Source organism: Actinopolymorpha alba DSM 45243 (assembly GCF_000373925.1).
Lineage (GTDB): Bacteria > Actinomycetota > Actinomycetes > Propionibacteriales > Actinopolymorphaceae > Actinopolymorpha > Actinopolymorpha alba.
This window is the reverse complement of sequence record NZ_KB892746.1, coordinates 230,265-245,718: the sequence shown is the minus strand read 5'-3', so window position 1 is coordinate 245,718 and position 15,454 is coordinate 230,265. Positions and strand designations below refer to the sequence as shown.

The window sequence follows — 15,454 nt, the reverse complement described above, 5'->3', positions numbered from 1 at the left end:
CCAGCTCTGGCGCCTCATCGCTGGCACCTCGCGTCGGTCACATGGAGCGCGGCCCGCGGCAGCTCCTGTCCGGTGGGCAGAACGATCCGGCCGTCGAAGTCGCAGAGGTAGAAGTTGAACCACGAGCCGTACGACGCCGTGCGGGTGAGCGTCGTGAGCTTGGGCGGCATGGTGCGCAGCGTGCGTTCGACGATCGAGGCGTTGTCGTCCAGCGTGCCGGCGACCTTACCGAGCTCGGCGATGTCGGTTTTGAGATCACCGCGGCCATCCTCGAGGAGGTCGGCGGTCTGCTGGTTGAGCGCGACGATGGAGCCGAGCGAGTCACCGATCGCCTTGCGGTCCGCCGAGAGCCCGGAGATGAACCGCTGCAGCTCCACCACGAGCTCCGACAGGCGCCGGTCGCGCTGGGCGACTGTGGTCAACACCGTCGTGAGGTTGTCGATCAGGTCACCGATCACCTTGTCCTTGTCAGCCAGGGTGTTGGTGAGCGAAGCCGTGCGGGCGAGGAGGCTTTCGACAGTGCCGGCCTCGCCCTGGAGTACCTGAATGATTTCGTACGCCAGTTTGTTGACGTCCTGCGGCGACAGCGCGGCGAACAACGGCTTGAACCCGTTGAACAACACCGTGAGATCCAGTGCGGGTTGGGTCTGCGTGACTGGAATGGTGCCACCGGCGGGAAGGGATTCGGGGGCACCAGGGGCCTCGGTGAGGGCGAGGTAGCGCTGGCCGACCAGGTTGCGGAAGCGGATCGCGGCATGCGTGCTCCGCGCGAGCGTCTGGTCGGCATCGACGGTGAACGTCAGTTCGGCGAGCAGCGTGCCTTCGCCTTCGCCGCGGGCGGAGCCGCCGCCAGGTCCTTCGACGACCCGGATCCGGCGTACCTCACCCACCCGCACACCGGCGATCCGCACGTCGTCGCCCTTCTCGACGCCGGTGACGTCGGTGAAGATGGCGTGGTATTCCTGGGTCCGGCCGAGCCCGACATTGGCGATCGTGAGCGCGAGCAAGGTTGTCGCCACCGTCGTCACGGCGACGAAGACCGTCAGCTTGAAGCCGGCCGCGATGGTGGGCCGGTCGAGCGAACGCGGACTCATCGCGCACCCACCTTCTCCGCGCCGGTCATTTCACGCTCACCTCAGTTCCGCGGGCGAGCGGCCCGAACAGCAGGGTGGCGATATCCGGAACGTCGCGCGGGGACGTCTTCATGACCGGACCGACGAGCGCGTCAACCACCTCTTGCTCAGCGGCCGTGCCGGCGTACCCACTCGTGACGTCGAACACCGGCCGCCGCTCGGTGGCCGACGGCACCCGCGAACCCGGCCCCGGCTGGTTGCCCACACCGTCGCGGACCTTGCTGGCCGGCGCGGGATTCTCCTGTGAGTACGGCGGGTTCGGCAGCGTCCGGCAACCCGGACCACGATCGTCGAGGAACGCCGGCCGGTCGTCCCTGGTGTAGCCGCGGTTCTGGTTGACGATTTCCAGCGTGAGGTGCAGAGCCGGGGCGCTGCCCCGGACGTGCTGGCCGCCACCGAAGGCATCGGAGAACCGCGGCACCCACTTCGCCATTCCTTCGAGGAGACAGGAGTATTCGGGCGAGTACGTCGCGAGCAGGTCGAGCGTGGGCCGGCTCACCTCCCCCACCTGGATGAGGGCGGCCTCGTTGTCATCAAGAAACTCCCGGGCGGTCGCGCTCGTCCCAGCGAGGTCGGTGAGGAAATCCTCGAGGACCTGCTGCTTGAGCACCACGGTGTCACCGGTCCGGGTGGCGTTGGCCAGCAGCCGGGCAAGGTCGGGTGTCACGTCGTCGTAAGTGTCGGCGACGTCCGCCAGAGCGGACACGTCGTGTGTCAGAGCCGGCAGGTGGGGGTTGAGCTCGGCGAGATAGGCGTTCAGGCGTTCGAGGTTGGCACCGATCTCCTCGCCGCGCCCTTCGAGTGCGGTCGAGAGCGCGGACAGGGTCGTGTTGAGGTCGGCCGGCTTCAGGGTGCGGAGCAACGGATACACGTCGTCCAGCACGGCTTCGAGTTCGATCCCGACGCTGGACCGGTCCCGGCTGATGACGTCGCCCGCGGCGAGTGGACGGGGCGACGGCCTGGGCGGCACCACGAGGTCGACGTACTTCTCACCGAACAACGTCTTGGGCAGGATCCGGGCCGTGACGTTGGCGGGTATCGACCCGATCGCGTCTGGTTTGAGTGCGAGCTCGACCCGGGCGGTGGTGCCGTCGGACGTCACACCGCGTACCTCACCGACGATCAGGCCGCGCAGCTTGACGTCTGCCTGTTTGCTGAGCTGCAGGCCGACGTGTGAGGTTTCGAGCGTCACATCGGCGGTGCGGATGAACGCCTTGGAAAAGAAGGCGTACGTCAACCAGCCGAAGAAGACCAGTGTGACGAGGAATACGACGCCGAGCGTCCGCCGCCCGGCCACACCGGCGGCTCTCCTGACCGAAGGACGTCCAGCCATCGCCCGCTACCCCGCCAACCGCACCGTGGTGGTGGCACCCCACACCGCCATCGACAGCAGCAGGTCGACCACGTTGACCGCGACGATCGACGTCCGCACGGCCCGGCCTACCGCCACGCCCACACCCGCCGGTCCGCCCGACGCGTGGTAGCCGTAATAGCAGTGGATCAGGATGATCACGACCGCGAAGACCAGCACCTTCCCGAACGACCAGAGCACGTCGTGCGGTGGCAGGAACAGCTGGAAATAGTGGTCGTAGGTGCCGGCACTCTGGCCGTAATAGCCGGTCGCGATCAGCCGGGTCGCGAAATAGGACGAGAACAGGCCGATCACATAGAGCGGGGTAACTGCGATCAGGCCAGCGATGATGCGCGAGGTCACGAGGAACGGCAACGACGGCACCGCCATGACTTCCAGCGCGTCGACCTCCTCGCTGATCCGCATCGCGCCCAACTGTGCGGTGAAGCCACATCCCACCGTGGCCGCGAGGGCGATACCCGCGATAAGGGGCGCGATTTCCCTGGTGTTGAAGTACGCAGAAACGAAGCCGGTGTAGGCAGAGGTGCCCAGCTGGTTGAGTGCGGCGTACCCCTGCAGGCCCACTTCCGTACCCGTGAAGAACGCCAGGAACGCGATGACACCGACGGTGCCGCCGACAACGGCCAGCGCGCCCGTGCCAAAGCTGACCTCGGCGAGCAGGCGGAGAACTTCCCGGCGGTATCTCCGGATGGTGCGCGGCGTCCAGGCGATCGCCCTTAGGTAGAAGGCGAGTTGACCACCCAGAGCGTCAAGCGCCCGGAGCGGACGCCCGGCGGTCCGCATCACCACGCCGGCTCGGGTGCCGTCGACCTGTGCCATCCCGGTCAAGCCCCCTTCGGCGGGACGACCTGGAAGTAGATCGCCTGCATGACGAAGTTGGCGAAGAACAGCAGCATGAACGTGATGACCACGGACTGGTTGACGGCATCGCCGACACCCTTGGGTCCACCACCGGCGTTCATCCCCTTGTACGACGCGACAATCCCCGCGATCAGGCCGAAGACCAGCGCCTTGATCTCACCTGCCCACAGGTCCGGCAACTGCGCGAGTGCGGTGAACGACGCGAGGTAAGCGCCGGGGGTGCCGCCCTGCAGGATGACGTTGAAGATGTAGCCGCCGATCACCCCGACGACACTGACCAGGCCGTTGAGGAAGAACGCGACGAACATCGCGCCCAGCACCCGCGGGACCACCAGCCGATGCAGCGGGTCGATGCCGAGCACCCGCATGGCGTCCAGCTCCTCGCGGATCTTGCGCGAGCCGAGGTCGGCGCAGATCGCGGATCCGCCCGCGCCGGCGATCAGGAGAGCGGTCGCGATCGGCGCCGCCTCCCGCACCACCGCGAGGACCATCGCCGCGCCCGCGAACGACTGCGCCCCGAACTGCTTGATCAGGCCACCGACCTGCAGCGCGATCACCGCACCGAACGGAATCGCCACCAACGCGGTCGGCACGATCGTCACGCTGGCGAGGAACCACGCCTGCTGGAGGAACTCCCGCCACTGGAAAGGACGGCGGGGCAGCGCCCGGAACACGTCGAGCGCGAACCCGAAAAGGTTTCCGGTCGCCCGCAGCGGCGCGGTCGGCTGCCAGCTGCTCCGCTCGCTCATGCGCATCCTCGCTCCGCCGCGGACACGCATGAGGCACCCAAAGCGCTGTGTTGAATGACTCGCTCGCTGCGCTCGCTCATGCGCGTCCTCGCTCCGCCGCGAATGCCGCGCCCGGCGCGGTGGAGACGTTGGGCTGGAACGATCCGGGCGGCGGCTTCACACCATGCGCGAGGCACCACTGGCCCGCTGGGCGCTGGGTGTACCTCGGTAGACCGTTCGAGGGCTCCAACTGCAACGGAATCGGCGGGAGCGGCGGCAGAGCGGCACCCGACGCGGCCTCGGCCGCGAGTTCGTCGGCGTCCTTCTCCTCGGCCATCCCGATCGGGCCGATGCGCTGGGCGTTCAGGAACTGCCTGACGACGGGTTCCTCCGAACACAGGCACATCTCGCGCGGACCGAACATCGCAAGATGGCGGTGATAGAGCAACCCGATGTTGTCGGGGACGGTCCGCGCGGTGTTGATGTCGTGGGTGACGATGAGGAACGTCGCGCCGGTCTGTTGGTTGAGGTCGACGATGAGTTGGTTGAGGTACGCCGTACGCACCGGATCCAGGCCGGAGTCGGGCTCGTCGAAGAGCATGATCTGCGGGTCGAGGACGAGGGCACGGGCCAGACCGGCACGCTTGCGCATGCCACCGGAGATCTCACCGGGCAGCTTGCGTTCGGCGCCAAGGAGACCGACCAGCTCGATCTTCTCCATGACAATGGAGCGGATCTCGCTTTCGGACCGGCGGGTGTGCTCGCGGAGCGGGAACGCCACATTGTCGTAGAGGTTCATCGACCCGAAGAGCGCACCATCCTGGAAAAGCACCCCGAACAACTTGCGAACCTCGTACAGCTCCCGCTCACCGCACGTCGCAAGATCGTGACTCTCGATATAAATATGACCGCGGTCAGGCTTGAGTAGGCCAACCAGGCATTTGAGAAAGACAGACTTGCCGGTGCCGGAGGGGCCGAGCATGACGTTGATCTCGCCGGAGGGAAGGGTGAGCGTGACGTCGCGCCAGATCACCTGCCCACCAAAGGATTTGGTGAGCCCCTCCACCCGGATCTCGACGCCCATATGACTCCACTCCCACGGAATGCTGGTCGCACGGCCTCGAATTCAGGGAGGCGCGCGACGACCGCCTGGGCGTTTTCCCTGTCGACCGCTGCCAGCACTCCCCCGACCACACCCAACGATCAGCGTGGCGCGAGGTTACGTGGGAGTTAAGGGCCCGCTCCTTTGCGAGCCCTCGAACGCTGAAGGGCGGCCACCCCGTCTGGGGTGACCGCCCTTGGGCAGTACGGGCGTTCTCGCGACTCTCGTCGCGTTCGCCGTCGTACTTACTTACTTGAGGGTGACCTTGGCGCCGACGCCCTCGAGGGCTTCCTTGGCCTTCTCGGCGGCCTCCTTGTTGACCTTCTCGAGGACCGGCTTCGGGGCGCCCTCGACGAGGTCCTTGGCCTCCTTGAGGCCGAGGCTGGTGAGGGCGCGAACCTCCTTGATGACCTGGATCTTCTTGTCGCCAGCGGACTCGAGGATGACGTCGAACTCGTCCTTCTCCTCCTCGGCCTCGGCCGCGGCGCCGGCACCGCCGACCGCGGGAGCAGCGGCAACGGCGACCGGAGCGGCCGCGGTCACGCCGAAGGTGTCCTCGAACTGCTTGACGAACTCGCTGAGCTCGAGAAGCGTCATCTCCTTGAACGCGTCGAGCAGCTCGTCAGTGCTGAGCTTCGCCATGAGTGGCACTTACCTTCCGTGTGTGATGCTGTGGTGACCGGTTGTCCTACGTCAGGACTCGCTGGACTCGTCGGCGTTCGACGCGTCGGCGTTCGATTCCTCGGCCGCTGCCTCCGCGCCGGCGTCGGAGGTGGCTTCGGCGGTTGCGGCCGCCGGGCCCTCCTCCTCGACCTTCTTGCGCAGCGCCTCGGCGAGCCGGGCAGCCTGCGAAAGCGGCGCCTGGAACAGCGACGCGGCGTTCGCGAGGGATGCCTGCATCGCCCCGGCGAGCTTGGCGAGGAGAACCTCACGCGACTCGAGGTCAGCGAGCTTGGTGATCTCGTCGACGGCGAGGGACTTGCCCTCGAGCACGCCGCCCTTGATGACGAGATTCGGGTTGGCCTTGGCGAAGTCACGCAGACCCTTGGCGACCTCGACCGGGTCGCCGCTGATGAACGCGATGGCCGAAGGGCCGACGAACATGTCGTCAGGCAGATCGACACCCGCGTCCTTCGCCGCGATCTTGGTCAGCGTGTTCTTCACCACGGCGTAGCTGGCGTTCTCACCGAGCGAGCGGCGCAGTTCGCGCATCTGCTTCACGGTGAGCCCGCGGTACTCGGTCAGGACCGCGCCGGTCGAGTCGCGGAACTGGTCCGTGAGCTCTGCGACGGCGGTTGCCTTGTCCGGCCTCGCCATGGGTCTCCTTCCACTCTGAAAGGCCTGGGACCGTACCGGCCTGAAAGGGACCCCACATGCGAAAAGCCCCGTGCAGACGCACGGGGCGAACCACTCCGAATCCGGACATTCCTGGGGTGTACGCCCAAGGTCACCGGTAGAGCTACCTCGTCACGCCTGCGCGGGCCGCCCACACTGTGGGACCTTCGACCACCCCGAGAGGTAGCGACCAGCGGTCTTCGGCAGCGGCCAGCATACGGGATGGCGTACGCCCCAGCCAAACCGGCACCTCGGCGCGAGGGGTGGCACGCCGGAGTCGTGTGGAGCTGGCGGGTGAGTGTCGCGACGACTGCCCCGGTCGGGCAAGGCAGTGGAGCATTTCCCCATGCGGCATGCTCACAACGCCATCGCTCCGCGCCGGGGTTCCCGCGGTGGCCAGCTTGCCTCGCGAACCGGACGGGTTGGGGACCGCGGCGAGCATCGCCAGGGACGCGCCCTTCTCATATCGCGGGCAGACCGGCAGACCACTGCGTCGAACCAAAGGGCCCTGGACCAGTGGCTGGTCCAGGGCCCTTTCAAGTTAGGCCGTCAGCGTCACTGATTGGTGTCCTTGAGCTTCCCGACCTGGCTGGCCGGCGGTGCCGAGATGTCGACCGGCTTTCCCCAGTCGTAGTAGACGAGGTCCATGCCGCCGGCAGCGCCCGGGAGCTGCATGCTCACCCGCACCGGCAGCGATTCGTCGTCGAGCCAGAGGCTGTACTTGATTTCCTTGATGCCCTGCGACTCCAGGAGTTGGTAGGCCTCCTTGAGGTCAGGCTGCGCTTTCGCGACGTCGCTGACGTTCACCGACACGGCGTACTTCGTGGCGGCCGATCCCTCCACCTGGTCAGGGCCTTCCGAGGTGATGGTCGCGTACTTGATGACCTCGAACTGCGAGGTCGGGTCCATGTTCTGGCGCATCTGGGCCATCGAGGTCGCGAGCATCTTCGCGCTTGGGCTGTCGCCGGCGGCCTCGAGGTTGACCCACGGCTTCTGGGGATCCGTGGTCATTCCCGGAGTCTTCATGTAAAGCGCGTCCGGCAGGATGATCATGCCAGTCTTGGTGGCTCCGGAGCCCATCTCCAGCTTTGCCGCGACGTTCGAGGCCCCGCCCATGCGCACCTCGCCAGTGAGGTCGCCCATCGGCGTACCCGCCGAACCCGACTTGATCTTGGCGGTCTTCTTCGCCTCAGCGGCGGCCAGCATCGTGGTGGTGAGGGCAGTGGCATCAACCTTCGTACCCTTGGCTGGGCTCGCCGCGTTGTCGGAGCCATTACCCTGCGTCGAGTCGTCCGCCGGGGACTTCGTCGGGCTCGCGCTGGCCGCCGCGCTCGTGTCGGGCTTCGTGGTGGCGGTGCCCTCAGTGGAGTCACCCCCACCGCAGGCCGCCATGGTGAACGCCAGGGAAAGCGCGCCCGCGCTTACGGCAAAGCGCCGCAGATCCATTCGAGAAACCTCCGATTGTCGTGCTAGCCCCCGATGGACAACACAAGGAATCAGCCCTGGACGAGCGTTACCGCGTCGTCCCCTCCCAGCTGAGCTACACCGATGCCGTGGCGTTCAGTGGGCTACGGGGATGACCGGCCGCCATGGCACGTCCGCGCATCCTAGCGGCCGGTACGACGGCAGCCGGCACCCCACCGAGGGTTCGTGACAGGCCACCGTCCGTGACCAAAGACCTGCGCGCGTAGAGAAACAGGGCGCCGTCCAGGCGTAAGTGCTTTCGCGTACGTTCAGTGGGACCTAGCGCTCCAGCACCGACTTGGCTTCAACGACGTCGATCGTCGTGTTGGCCTCGAATTCGACCGGCAGGATTGGCTCGGGTGGGAGAGTGTCCACGGTTACCGTACCGGTCCACCGAACTCGCAGATGAACATTCTTTTGGCCAGTCGTGCTGAACGTGTTCGTCACGTAGTAGCCGGGCCGATCCTCTGGAAGCGTGCCGTCGAACGGCCTGCCTGGGCCCTTCACAGTCTTACCGCCCTCGAAGGTCCAGGTGTAGTCGGGTTCGGCGTGGATCTGCCCACGCAACGGGAAGGTCCGGCCTTGCGATGGTGGCACGACAATCTCGAAATCCTGAGGCCCTGGATCAGGCGCCGACACAATGGTCGGCAGGTTGACGAACGTCTTTGGGTTAGGGCGAAGCTCAATTGTCGGCGCGGGGAGCTCTCGCTGGATCTCGTACTTGAAGTCGTAGCTGATCTGCTCGATGGGCACCCATTCAGGGGTCGGGTAGCAGTCCGCGGTCCCCTGCCACTTCGCGCGGTCGTCGCGATCCTTCCACTGATAGCGGAGCACGGATCGCACATAGATCGGTTGGCGGACGTCGGGCGTCAGGTCTGGGTTGCACCAGATGGAAAGGGGGTCGCAGTTACCAATCCCAGCACCTTGGCAATCCCACTCTGGCTGGTTGATGAGCACCTGCTCGACCCAGTCATTCGGACCAGGCGGCTGCGACGGAGCTGGTTCGCCCTGCGGAGGCTGGTAATAACCCCTCCCCGATTCGCTGTACTGCCAGCCCACGCTGCCGCGTGGGACTTCCGCTCGCGCGATCGGCGCCAACAGGCCGAAGCCCGCGAGCACGAGCCCACTCACAGCGACACCAACGACGCGTCTCATCGCTTCCCTCCGGCTGTCAACTGCCAGCGGTTGTTGATCTTCTGAACGCCGTAGGAATAGGTAACCCTCTCGGCTGGGCCCTGGTTGACGACACTTCCGGCCCGGTTGTACTGCTTCCAGGCGGTCGCGAGCGACGTGACGTGCACGATGTAGGTCTTCCCAGATAGCGCAACGACGTCGATCTGGTTCTGCGTGTAGAGCCCGCCGACAAACTTGCCGCCGCTGCCGTAAGTGGATCGAATACTCGAGACAAGTTGTACGCAGTCGAGGCATCCGCTGGTGTACATCGAACGGACGCCGCCGACCTTACCGGTCTCGATGGCCTTGTTGATTCCACTGAAATAGCCAGCCACGAACGCCTTGACCGCCTCGACGTCCGGCCCGGTGGGTCCTGGCCCCTTGGTGATTTCGACCCGACCGGGTTTGGTGGTGCTGGCGGAAGCGGTCGGGGTGGGAGTTGGTGTCGGCGAGGGGGTGGCGGTCGCGCTTTCGGATGACGTCTGAAGCGAGGTCGGCTCGGGCGAGCCGGTCCCACACGCTGACAATGCCAATCCCAGTGCCACGGCTGCCGCCACGGCGCGCCCCACCGTTACCCGCACGACCTCGAACCCCCAATGGCGATCGCATGTCTCCGCCCCAGAGACAAAGCTGGCCTACGCTAACAGAACGTGACCGACACCCGAAAGCGCCGATCTCGTAGCTTAGGACGCCACACCGACGGCCACGGTTGCTTCGTACGAACGTCCGGACAAACAAATGCCGAACGCCCCCGAGCGCTGTGTGCGTCGGGGGCGTTCGGTTGTGAGCCTGGCTGGGGTTGCCCGATCAGCTCGCGGCGTCGGCGGTCACGACCACCTTGTTGGGGTCGACCGGAATGCCGGGGCCCATCGTGGTCGAGACCGTCACGCGGCGAACGTAGCGCCCCTTCGAGGACGACGGCTTGAGCCGGAGCACCTCGTCGAGCGCCGCGCCGTAGTTTTCGGTCAGCTGCTGCTCGCTGAACGACGCCTTGCCGATGATGAAGTGGAGGTTCGCGTGCCGGTCGACACGGAACTCGATCTTGCCGCCCTTGATGTCGGTCACGGCCTTGGTGACGTCAGGGGTGACGGTGCCGGTCTTGGGGTTCGGCATGAGGCCGCGCGGGCCCAGGACCCGGCCGAGCCGGCCGACCTTACCCATCAGGTCGGGCGTCGCGACTACGGCGTCGAAGTCGAGCCAGCCGCCGTTGATGCGTTCGATCAGGTCGTCTGACCCCACGAAGTCGGCGCCGGCGGCGCGAGCATCGTCAGCCTTCTGGCCGGTGGCGAAGACCAGGACCCGTGCGGTCTTGCCGGTGCCGTGTGGGAGGTTGACGGTGCCGCGGACCATCTGGTCAGCCTTGCGGGGGTCGACTCCGAGCCGGATGGCGACGTCGACGGTCTCGTCGAACTTCTTGCTGGCGCTCTGCTTCGCCATCTGGATCGCCTCGAGCGGAGCGTAGACGCTCGCCTGGTCGATCTTTTCCGCTGCCGCGCGGTAGGACTTGCTGCGCTTCATGGTTCTCCTCGGTGTGGATGGGAGTTGTGGTGCGGGCCAGCGCGTGGCCCTTCCACGGCTGGTGCGCGGCTGCGCACCAGGCCTGACGTACTAGTCGTTGACGGTGACGCCCATCGAACGCGCGGTGCCCTCGACGATCTTCATCGCGGCATCGACGTCGTTGGCGTTGAGGTCGGGCATCTTGACATGGGCGATCTCGCGCACCTGGTCACGGGAAATCGAGGCGACCTTGGCCGAGTGCGGCGTCGGCGAGCCCTTGCTGAGGCCAGCGGCCTTCTTGATCAGCTCGACCGCCGGCGGCGTCTTGGTGACGAAGCTGAACGACCGGTCTTCGTAGATCGTGATCTCAGCGGGAATGACGTTGCCCCGCATCGACTCGGTCGCGGCGTTGTAGGCCTTCGTGAACTCCATGATGTTGATGCCGGTCGGGCCGAGCACCGTACCCACGGGCGGGGCGGGCGTCGCGGCACCAGCCTGCAGCTGGAGCTTGAGAACGGAGGCGATCTTCTTCTTAGGAGGCATTCTTCGGGTCCTCTGGGCGGGTGGAAAGGTGAGTCGGCGGGCCGATCAGACCTTCTGGATCTGCGTGAACGACAGCTCCACGGGGGTCTCCCGGCCGAAGATCTCGACGAGGGCCTTGACCCTCTGAGCGTCGGGGTTGAGCTCGGTGATCGTGGCGTGCAACGTCGCGAACGGTCCGTCGACCACCATGACCGAGTCGCCCACCTCGAAGTCGACGACCTCGGCCTTCTTCTTCTTGTCGGGCTCCTTGGCCTCGACGACCACAGGCGCCAACATCTTCTCGACCTCGTCGAGGCTGAGCGGGACCGGCTGGTGGGCGTGGCCGACGAATCCGGTCACCGACGGCGTGTGGCGTACGGCGGCCCAGGACTCGTCGGTGAGATCCATCCGGACGAGTACATAACCGGGCAGGACGGTACGCCGGACCATCCGGCGCTGGCCGTTCTTGATCTCCGCGACCTCTTCCTGAGGGACGACCACCTCGAAGATGTAGTCCTCCATGTTGAGGGACTGGATGCGGTTCTCGAGGTTGGCTTTGACCCGGTTTTCCATACCTGAGTAGGTGTGGATGACGTACCAGTCGCCAGGCTTGGACCGCAGCGTGGCGCGGAACTCGGCGAGGATGTCGTCACCCTCGGCCGACTCTTCGTCAGGCTCGCCGGCCGACTCTTCGTCAGGCTCGCCGGCGGTCTCGTCGGCATCGGCGGTCGTGGTGTCGGCGGCACCTTCGGTGTCGTCGAGGTCCCCTGGCGCGGCGGATTCCGCGCCGGCCTCCTCGACGTCACCGGCATCGTCAGCGGAGGCCTCGTGGGCAGGCACGTCAGCCGCCTGCTCCGACTCCGCGCCGTGCGAGCCGCGGATCTCGTCGTCGAGGTCGGACACTATTGGCACTCCGTCTTCTCTCTCGCAGCAGTTCTATGTGGTCGTACATCCATTGTGGTCGTACGGCACTGACCTCTGGCGGCGCCCCGTCGGTATCGGGTCCGATCAAGCCGGGTCGGGTGTCAGCCGAAGACCTTGAACATCGCCCAGCCGATCCCCAGGTCGAGAAGGGAGACGATCGCGATCACTACCAGCACGAAGACGAGCACGACAAGCCAGTACGTCGTGAGCTGCTCGCGGGTCGGCCAGATGACCTTGCGCAGCTCGGCGACGACCTGGCGATAGAAGAGGCTGGCACGCGCAAGTGGCCCGCCGGCTTCACCCTTCCTCGCCGGGCGAGCACGCTCCGGGGTCGCGGTCGATCCGCGCGTCTCCGTCACTGTTCGTCCTCACCGGTCTTCGGACCCGGCCGGACACTCCGCCGGGCTGAGAGGTCGCACCTGAAGGAAGAACGAACGAGCGTCCCCGTCAGTGCGGCTTCTCGCACATCGCCCGCCTCGGGCGACGCACGCGACTCCGACCGTCAGGCCGAAATCAGCAGGGCAGGAGGGACTCGAACCCCCAACCGCCGGTTTTGGAGACCGGTGCTCTACCAATTGAGCCACTGCCCTCCGGAGGCCCGAGAAACCCTCCCATATCCCCCGCGTGGAACGCACGCCGGGCACACCTCGGAGAGGTCCTACGACCACCAGAAGCATGAGTGTACGGGGTCATAGGCAAGGTGGTCGAACCGCCCCAACCTCGTGGGCGCGCTGGAGTGCGGGGGGCGCGCGGCCCCGAAGGCCAGACAAGTGCCACGATAAGCGTCATGACCAGCACCGACGGCGGCCCCCTCCAGCCGGCCGCAGACGCCTCCCCCGACGCTCCCACCCAGGTCGACCGGGCTCGCATCTCCGCCCGGATCGGCGCGATTGCCGAATCCGCGACGCTCGCGGTCGATGCGAAGGCGAAGGCGCTGAAGGCCGCCGGGCGCCCGGTCATCGGCTTCGGCGCGGGTGAGCCCGACTTCCCGACCCCCGACTACATCGTCGAGGCCGCGGTCGAAGCCTGCCGCGACCCGCGCAACCACCGCTACACCCCCGCGGGCGGCCTGCCCGAGCTGCGGGAGGCGATCGCCGCCAAGACCGCGCGCGACTCCGGGTACGCCGTGAAGGCGAGCCAGGTCCTCGTCACCAACGGCGGCAAGCAGGCGGTCTACGAAGCCTTCGCGGTGCTGCTCGACCCAGGCGACGAGGTGCTGCTTCCCGCGCCGTACTGGACGACCTACCCCGAGTCGATCGCCCTCGCCGGCGGCGTGTCGGTGCCGGTGGTCACCGACGAGGCACAGAACTACCTGGTGACCATCGAGCAGCTCGAGGCCGCGCGGACGCCGCGGACCAAGGTGCTCCTGATGTGCTCGCCGTCCAACCCGACCGGCTCGGTCTACCCCGCCGAGCGGCTCCGCGAGATCGGCCGCTGGGCGTACGACAACGGCCTGTGGATCATCACCGACGAGATCTACGAGCACCTCACCTACGACGGCGTGAAGTCCGCGTCGATCCCCGTCGAGGTGCCCGAGATCGCCGACCGGTGCATCGTCGTCAACGGCGTCGCCAAGACCTACGCCATGACCGGCTGGCGGGTCGGCTGGCTGATCGGCCCCGCCGACGTCGTGAAGGCCGGCGCCAACCTGCAGTCGCACGCGACCGGCAACGTCAGCAATGTCGCCCAGCGGGCCGCGATCGCCGCGGTGTCGGGTGACCTGTCGGCGGCGGCCACGATGCGGGAGGCGTTCGACCGGCGGCGCAAGACCATCGTGCGGCTCCTCTCCGACGTGCCGGGGTTCACCTGCCCCACGCCTCAGGGCGCCTTCTACGCCTACCCCTCGGTGAAGGGCGCGCTCGGCCGGCTCATCCGTGGCCGCCGGCCGGCGACCTCCGCCGAGCTGGCCGAGTTGATCCTCGAGGAGGCCGAGGTCGCCGCCGTTCCGGGCGAGGCGTTCGGGACTCCGGGCTACCTGCGGTTCTCCTACGCGCTGGGCGACGACGACCTGGTCGAGGGGATCACCCGGATCCAGAAGCTGCTCTCGGAGGCGCAGAGCTGAGAGGTCACGCGACCTCTGAGGAAGGTTCGCTCGCTCGCCGGGGCCGGGCCGCCGTCACACGGCGTCCGACCCCGGCGACGCGTCGTTCTGGGAGACCTCTAGGGTCGGCTGATGCCGAGGAAGTTCTGGGGAATCCGGGGACCCCGCGTCATCTCCGGGCGGGCCCGGGGAAGCCGGTCGTGAGAGCCGTGACCGCGAACCCGGACGGCTCGGCGCCGCACCCGAAGTCACCGATCCGGCCGGTCGAGACCCTGCCGAAGGCGCACCTGCACCTGCACTTCACCGGGTCGATGCGGCACGAGACGCTGGTCGAACTCGCCGACCTGCACGGCGTACGCCTGCCCGACGCGCTGCGCGACCACTGGCCGCCGCACCTGCTCGCGACCGACGAGAAGGGGTGGTTCCGCTTCCAGCGGTTGTACGACGTCGCCCGATCCGTCCTGCGCGGCGAGTCGGACGTACGCCGGCTGGTGCGCGAGACCGTCGAGGACGAGGCGGCCGAGGGGTCCGACTGGCTGGAGATCCAGGTCGACCCCTCCGGATACGGCGGGCGGTTCGGCGGGATCACGGCGTTCACCGATCTCGTCCTCGACGCGACGCGGGAAGCCTCCGAACGGACGGGTGTGGGCGTGGCCGTCGTCATCGCGGCGAACCGCACGCGGCACCCCCTGGACGCCCGCACGCTGGCCCGGCTCGCGGCGCAGTACGCCGGTCGCGGCGTAGTCGGATTCGGGCTGTCGAACGACGAACGCCGCGGGCGACCGGAGGAGTTCGCCCGGGCGTTCACGATCGCCGCGCGAGCCGGCCTCGGGAGCATGCCGCACGGTGGGGAGCTGTGCGGACCCGACAGCGTGCGGGGCTGCCTCGACGCGCTGGGCGCCACCCGGGTGGGTCACGGCGTCCGGTCGGCGGAGGATCCCGCGCTGATGGACCAGATCGCCGCGCGGGGCGTGCCGCTGGAGGTGTGCCCGGCGTCGAACGTCGCACTCGGTGTCTATCCCGAGCCGTCCGCCGTGCCGCTGCGCAAGCTGTACGAAGCGGGCATCCAGATCGCGCTGGGTGCCGATGACCCGCTGCTGTTCGGGGTACGCCTGGCGGGGCAGTACTCGCTGGCCCGCCGGCTGGGGTTCACCGACGCCGAGCTTGCCGAGCTGGCCCGGATGTCGGTGCGGGCGTCGTGTGCGCCGAGCGATGTGACGGCCCGGCTGCTGGCGGGGATCGACGCCTGGCTCGCCGCATCGGGGTGAGCCGGGCGTCGACCCCCGCCAGGACCTGCACAGC

General features: G+C 67.3%; 16 protein-coding genes and 1 tRNA gene. 2 read left to right on the top strand and 15 right to left on the bottom strand.

All coding sequences use genetic code 11. The features are described from left to right. Positions 1-14: 14 nt before the first annotated feature. From B141_RS0112570 to B141_RS0112500, 15 genes are all read right to left on the bottom strand, one after another. On the bottom strand, positions 15-1,094 hold the full coding sequence (locus B141_RS0112570) for an MCE family protein (protein ID WP_020575521.1): 1,080 nt from the start codon (positions 1,092-1,094) through the stop codon (positions 15-17). 25 nt (positions 1,095-1,119) lie between these two features. Then, the gene (locus tag B141_RS0112565) at positions 1,120-2,466 is read right to left on the bottom strand and encodes an MCE family protein (RefSeq protein WP_051114050.1); all 1,347 of its coding nucleotides are present in this window, start codon (positions 2,464-2,466) and stop codon (positions 1,120-1,122) included. A 6-nt stretch (positions 2,467-2,472) separates the two neighbouring features. Continuing rightward, complete coding sequence (locus tag B141_RS0112560) at positions 2,473-3,324, bottom strand: MlaE family ABC transporter permease (RefSeq protein ID WP_020575519.1); 852 nt, start codon at positions 3,322-3,324, stop codon at positions 2,473-2,475. Positions 3,325-3,329: 5 nt separating this feature from the next. Next, positions 3,330-4,115, bottom strand: a complete 786-nt coding sequence (locus B141_RS0112555) for an MlaE family ABC transporter permease (RefSeq protein WP_020575518.1) — start codon at positions 4,113-4,115, stop codon at positions 3,330-3,332. A 76-nt stretch (positions 4,116-4,191) separates the two neighbouring features. Next, the gene (locus B141_RS40350) at positions 4,192-5,178 is read right to left on the bottom strand and encodes an ABC transporter ATP-binding protein (protein WP_020575517.1); all 987 of its coding nucleotides are present in this window, start codon (positions 5,176-5,178) and stop codon (positions 4,192-4,194) included. Positions 5,179-5,445: 267 nt separating this feature from the next. Next, positions 5,446-5,838: a 50S ribosomal protein L7/L12 gene (gene rplL, locus B141_RS0112545; RefSeq protein WP_020575516.1), complete on the bottom strand. Its 393-nt coding sequence runs from the start codon at positions 5,836-5,838 to the stop codon at positions 5,446-5,448. 51 nt (positions 5,839-5,889) lie between these two features. Then, positions 5,890-6,513, bottom strand: a complete 624-nt coding sequence (rplJ, locus tag B141_RS0112540) for a 50S ribosomal protein L10 (RefSeq protein WP_020575515.1) — start codon at positions 6,511-6,513, stop codon at positions 5,890-5,892. 573 nt (positions 6,514-7,086) lie between these two features. Continuing rightward, entirely contained in the window at positions 7,087-7,977 is an 891-nt protein-coding gene (locus B141_RS0112535; RefSeq protein ID WP_020575514.1) for an SCO4651 family lipoprotein, read from the bottom strand. A 297-nt stretch (positions 7,978-8,274) separates the two neighbouring features. Continuing rightward, positions 8,275-9,114, bottom strand: a complete 840-nt coding sequence (locus tag B141_RS0112530; protein WP_157180973.1) for a hypothetical protein — start codon at positions 9,112-9,114, stop codon at positions 8,275-8,277. A 32-nt stretch (positions 9,115-9,146) separates the two neighbouring features. Further along, entirely contained in the window at positions 9,147-9,749 is a 603-nt protein-coding gene (locus tag B141_RS0112525; RefSeq protein ID WP_157180972.1) for a hypothetical protein, read from the bottom strand. Between the two features lie 226 nt (positions 9,750-9,975). Beyond that, a complete protein-coding gene (rplA, locus tag B141_RS0112520) occupies positions 9,976-10,686 on the bottom strand; it encodes a 50S ribosomal protein L1 (RefSeq protein WP_020575511.1) in 711 nt (236 codons plus the stop codon). Positions 10,687-10,776: 90 nt separating this feature from the next. Further along, the gene (gene rplK / locus B141_RS0112515) at positions 10,777-11,208 is read right to left on the bottom strand and encodes a 50S ribosomal protein L11 (protein WP_020575510.1); all 432 of its coding nucleotides are present in this window, start codon (positions 11,206-11,208) and stop codon (positions 10,777-10,779) included. A 45-nt stretch (positions 11,209-11,253) separates the two neighbouring features. Next, a complete protein-coding gene (gene nusG / locus B141_RS0112510) occupies positions 11,254-12,090 on the bottom strand; it encodes a transcription termination/antitermination protein NusG (protein WP_020575509.1) in 837 nt (278 codons plus the stop codon). 122 nt (positions 12,091-12,212) lie between these two features. Then, entirely contained in the window at positions 12,213-12,470 is a 258-nt protein-coding gene (secE, locus tag B141_RS0112505) for a preprotein translocase subunit SecE (protein ID WP_020575508.1), read from the bottom strand. Between the two features lie 158 nt (positions 12,471-12,628). Then, positions 12,629-12,701: transfer RNA gene (locus tag B141_RS0112500), tRNA-Trp, on the bottom strand. A 197-nt stretch (positions 12,702-12,898) separates the two neighbouring features. On the opposite strand from B141_RS0112500, the gene B141_RS0112495 reads away from it, so the two are divergent. Together B141_RS0112495 and B141_RS0112490 are read left to right on the top strand one after the other, a co-directional pair. Continuing rightward, positions 12,899-14,173 (top strand): pyridoxal phosphate-dependent aminotransferase, encoded by a 1,275-nt coding sequence (locus B141_RS0112495; protein WP_020575507.1) that lies wholly within the window; start codon positions 12,899-12,901, stop codon positions 14,171-14,173. A 188-nt stretch (positions 14,174-14,361) separates the two neighbouring features. Then, complete coding sequence (locus tag B141_RS0112490; RefSeq protein WP_020575506.1) at positions 14,362-15,420, top strand: adenosine deaminase; 1,059 nt, start codon at positions 14,362-14,364, stop codon at positions 15,418-15,420. Positions 15,421-15,454 lie beyond the last annotated feature (34 nt).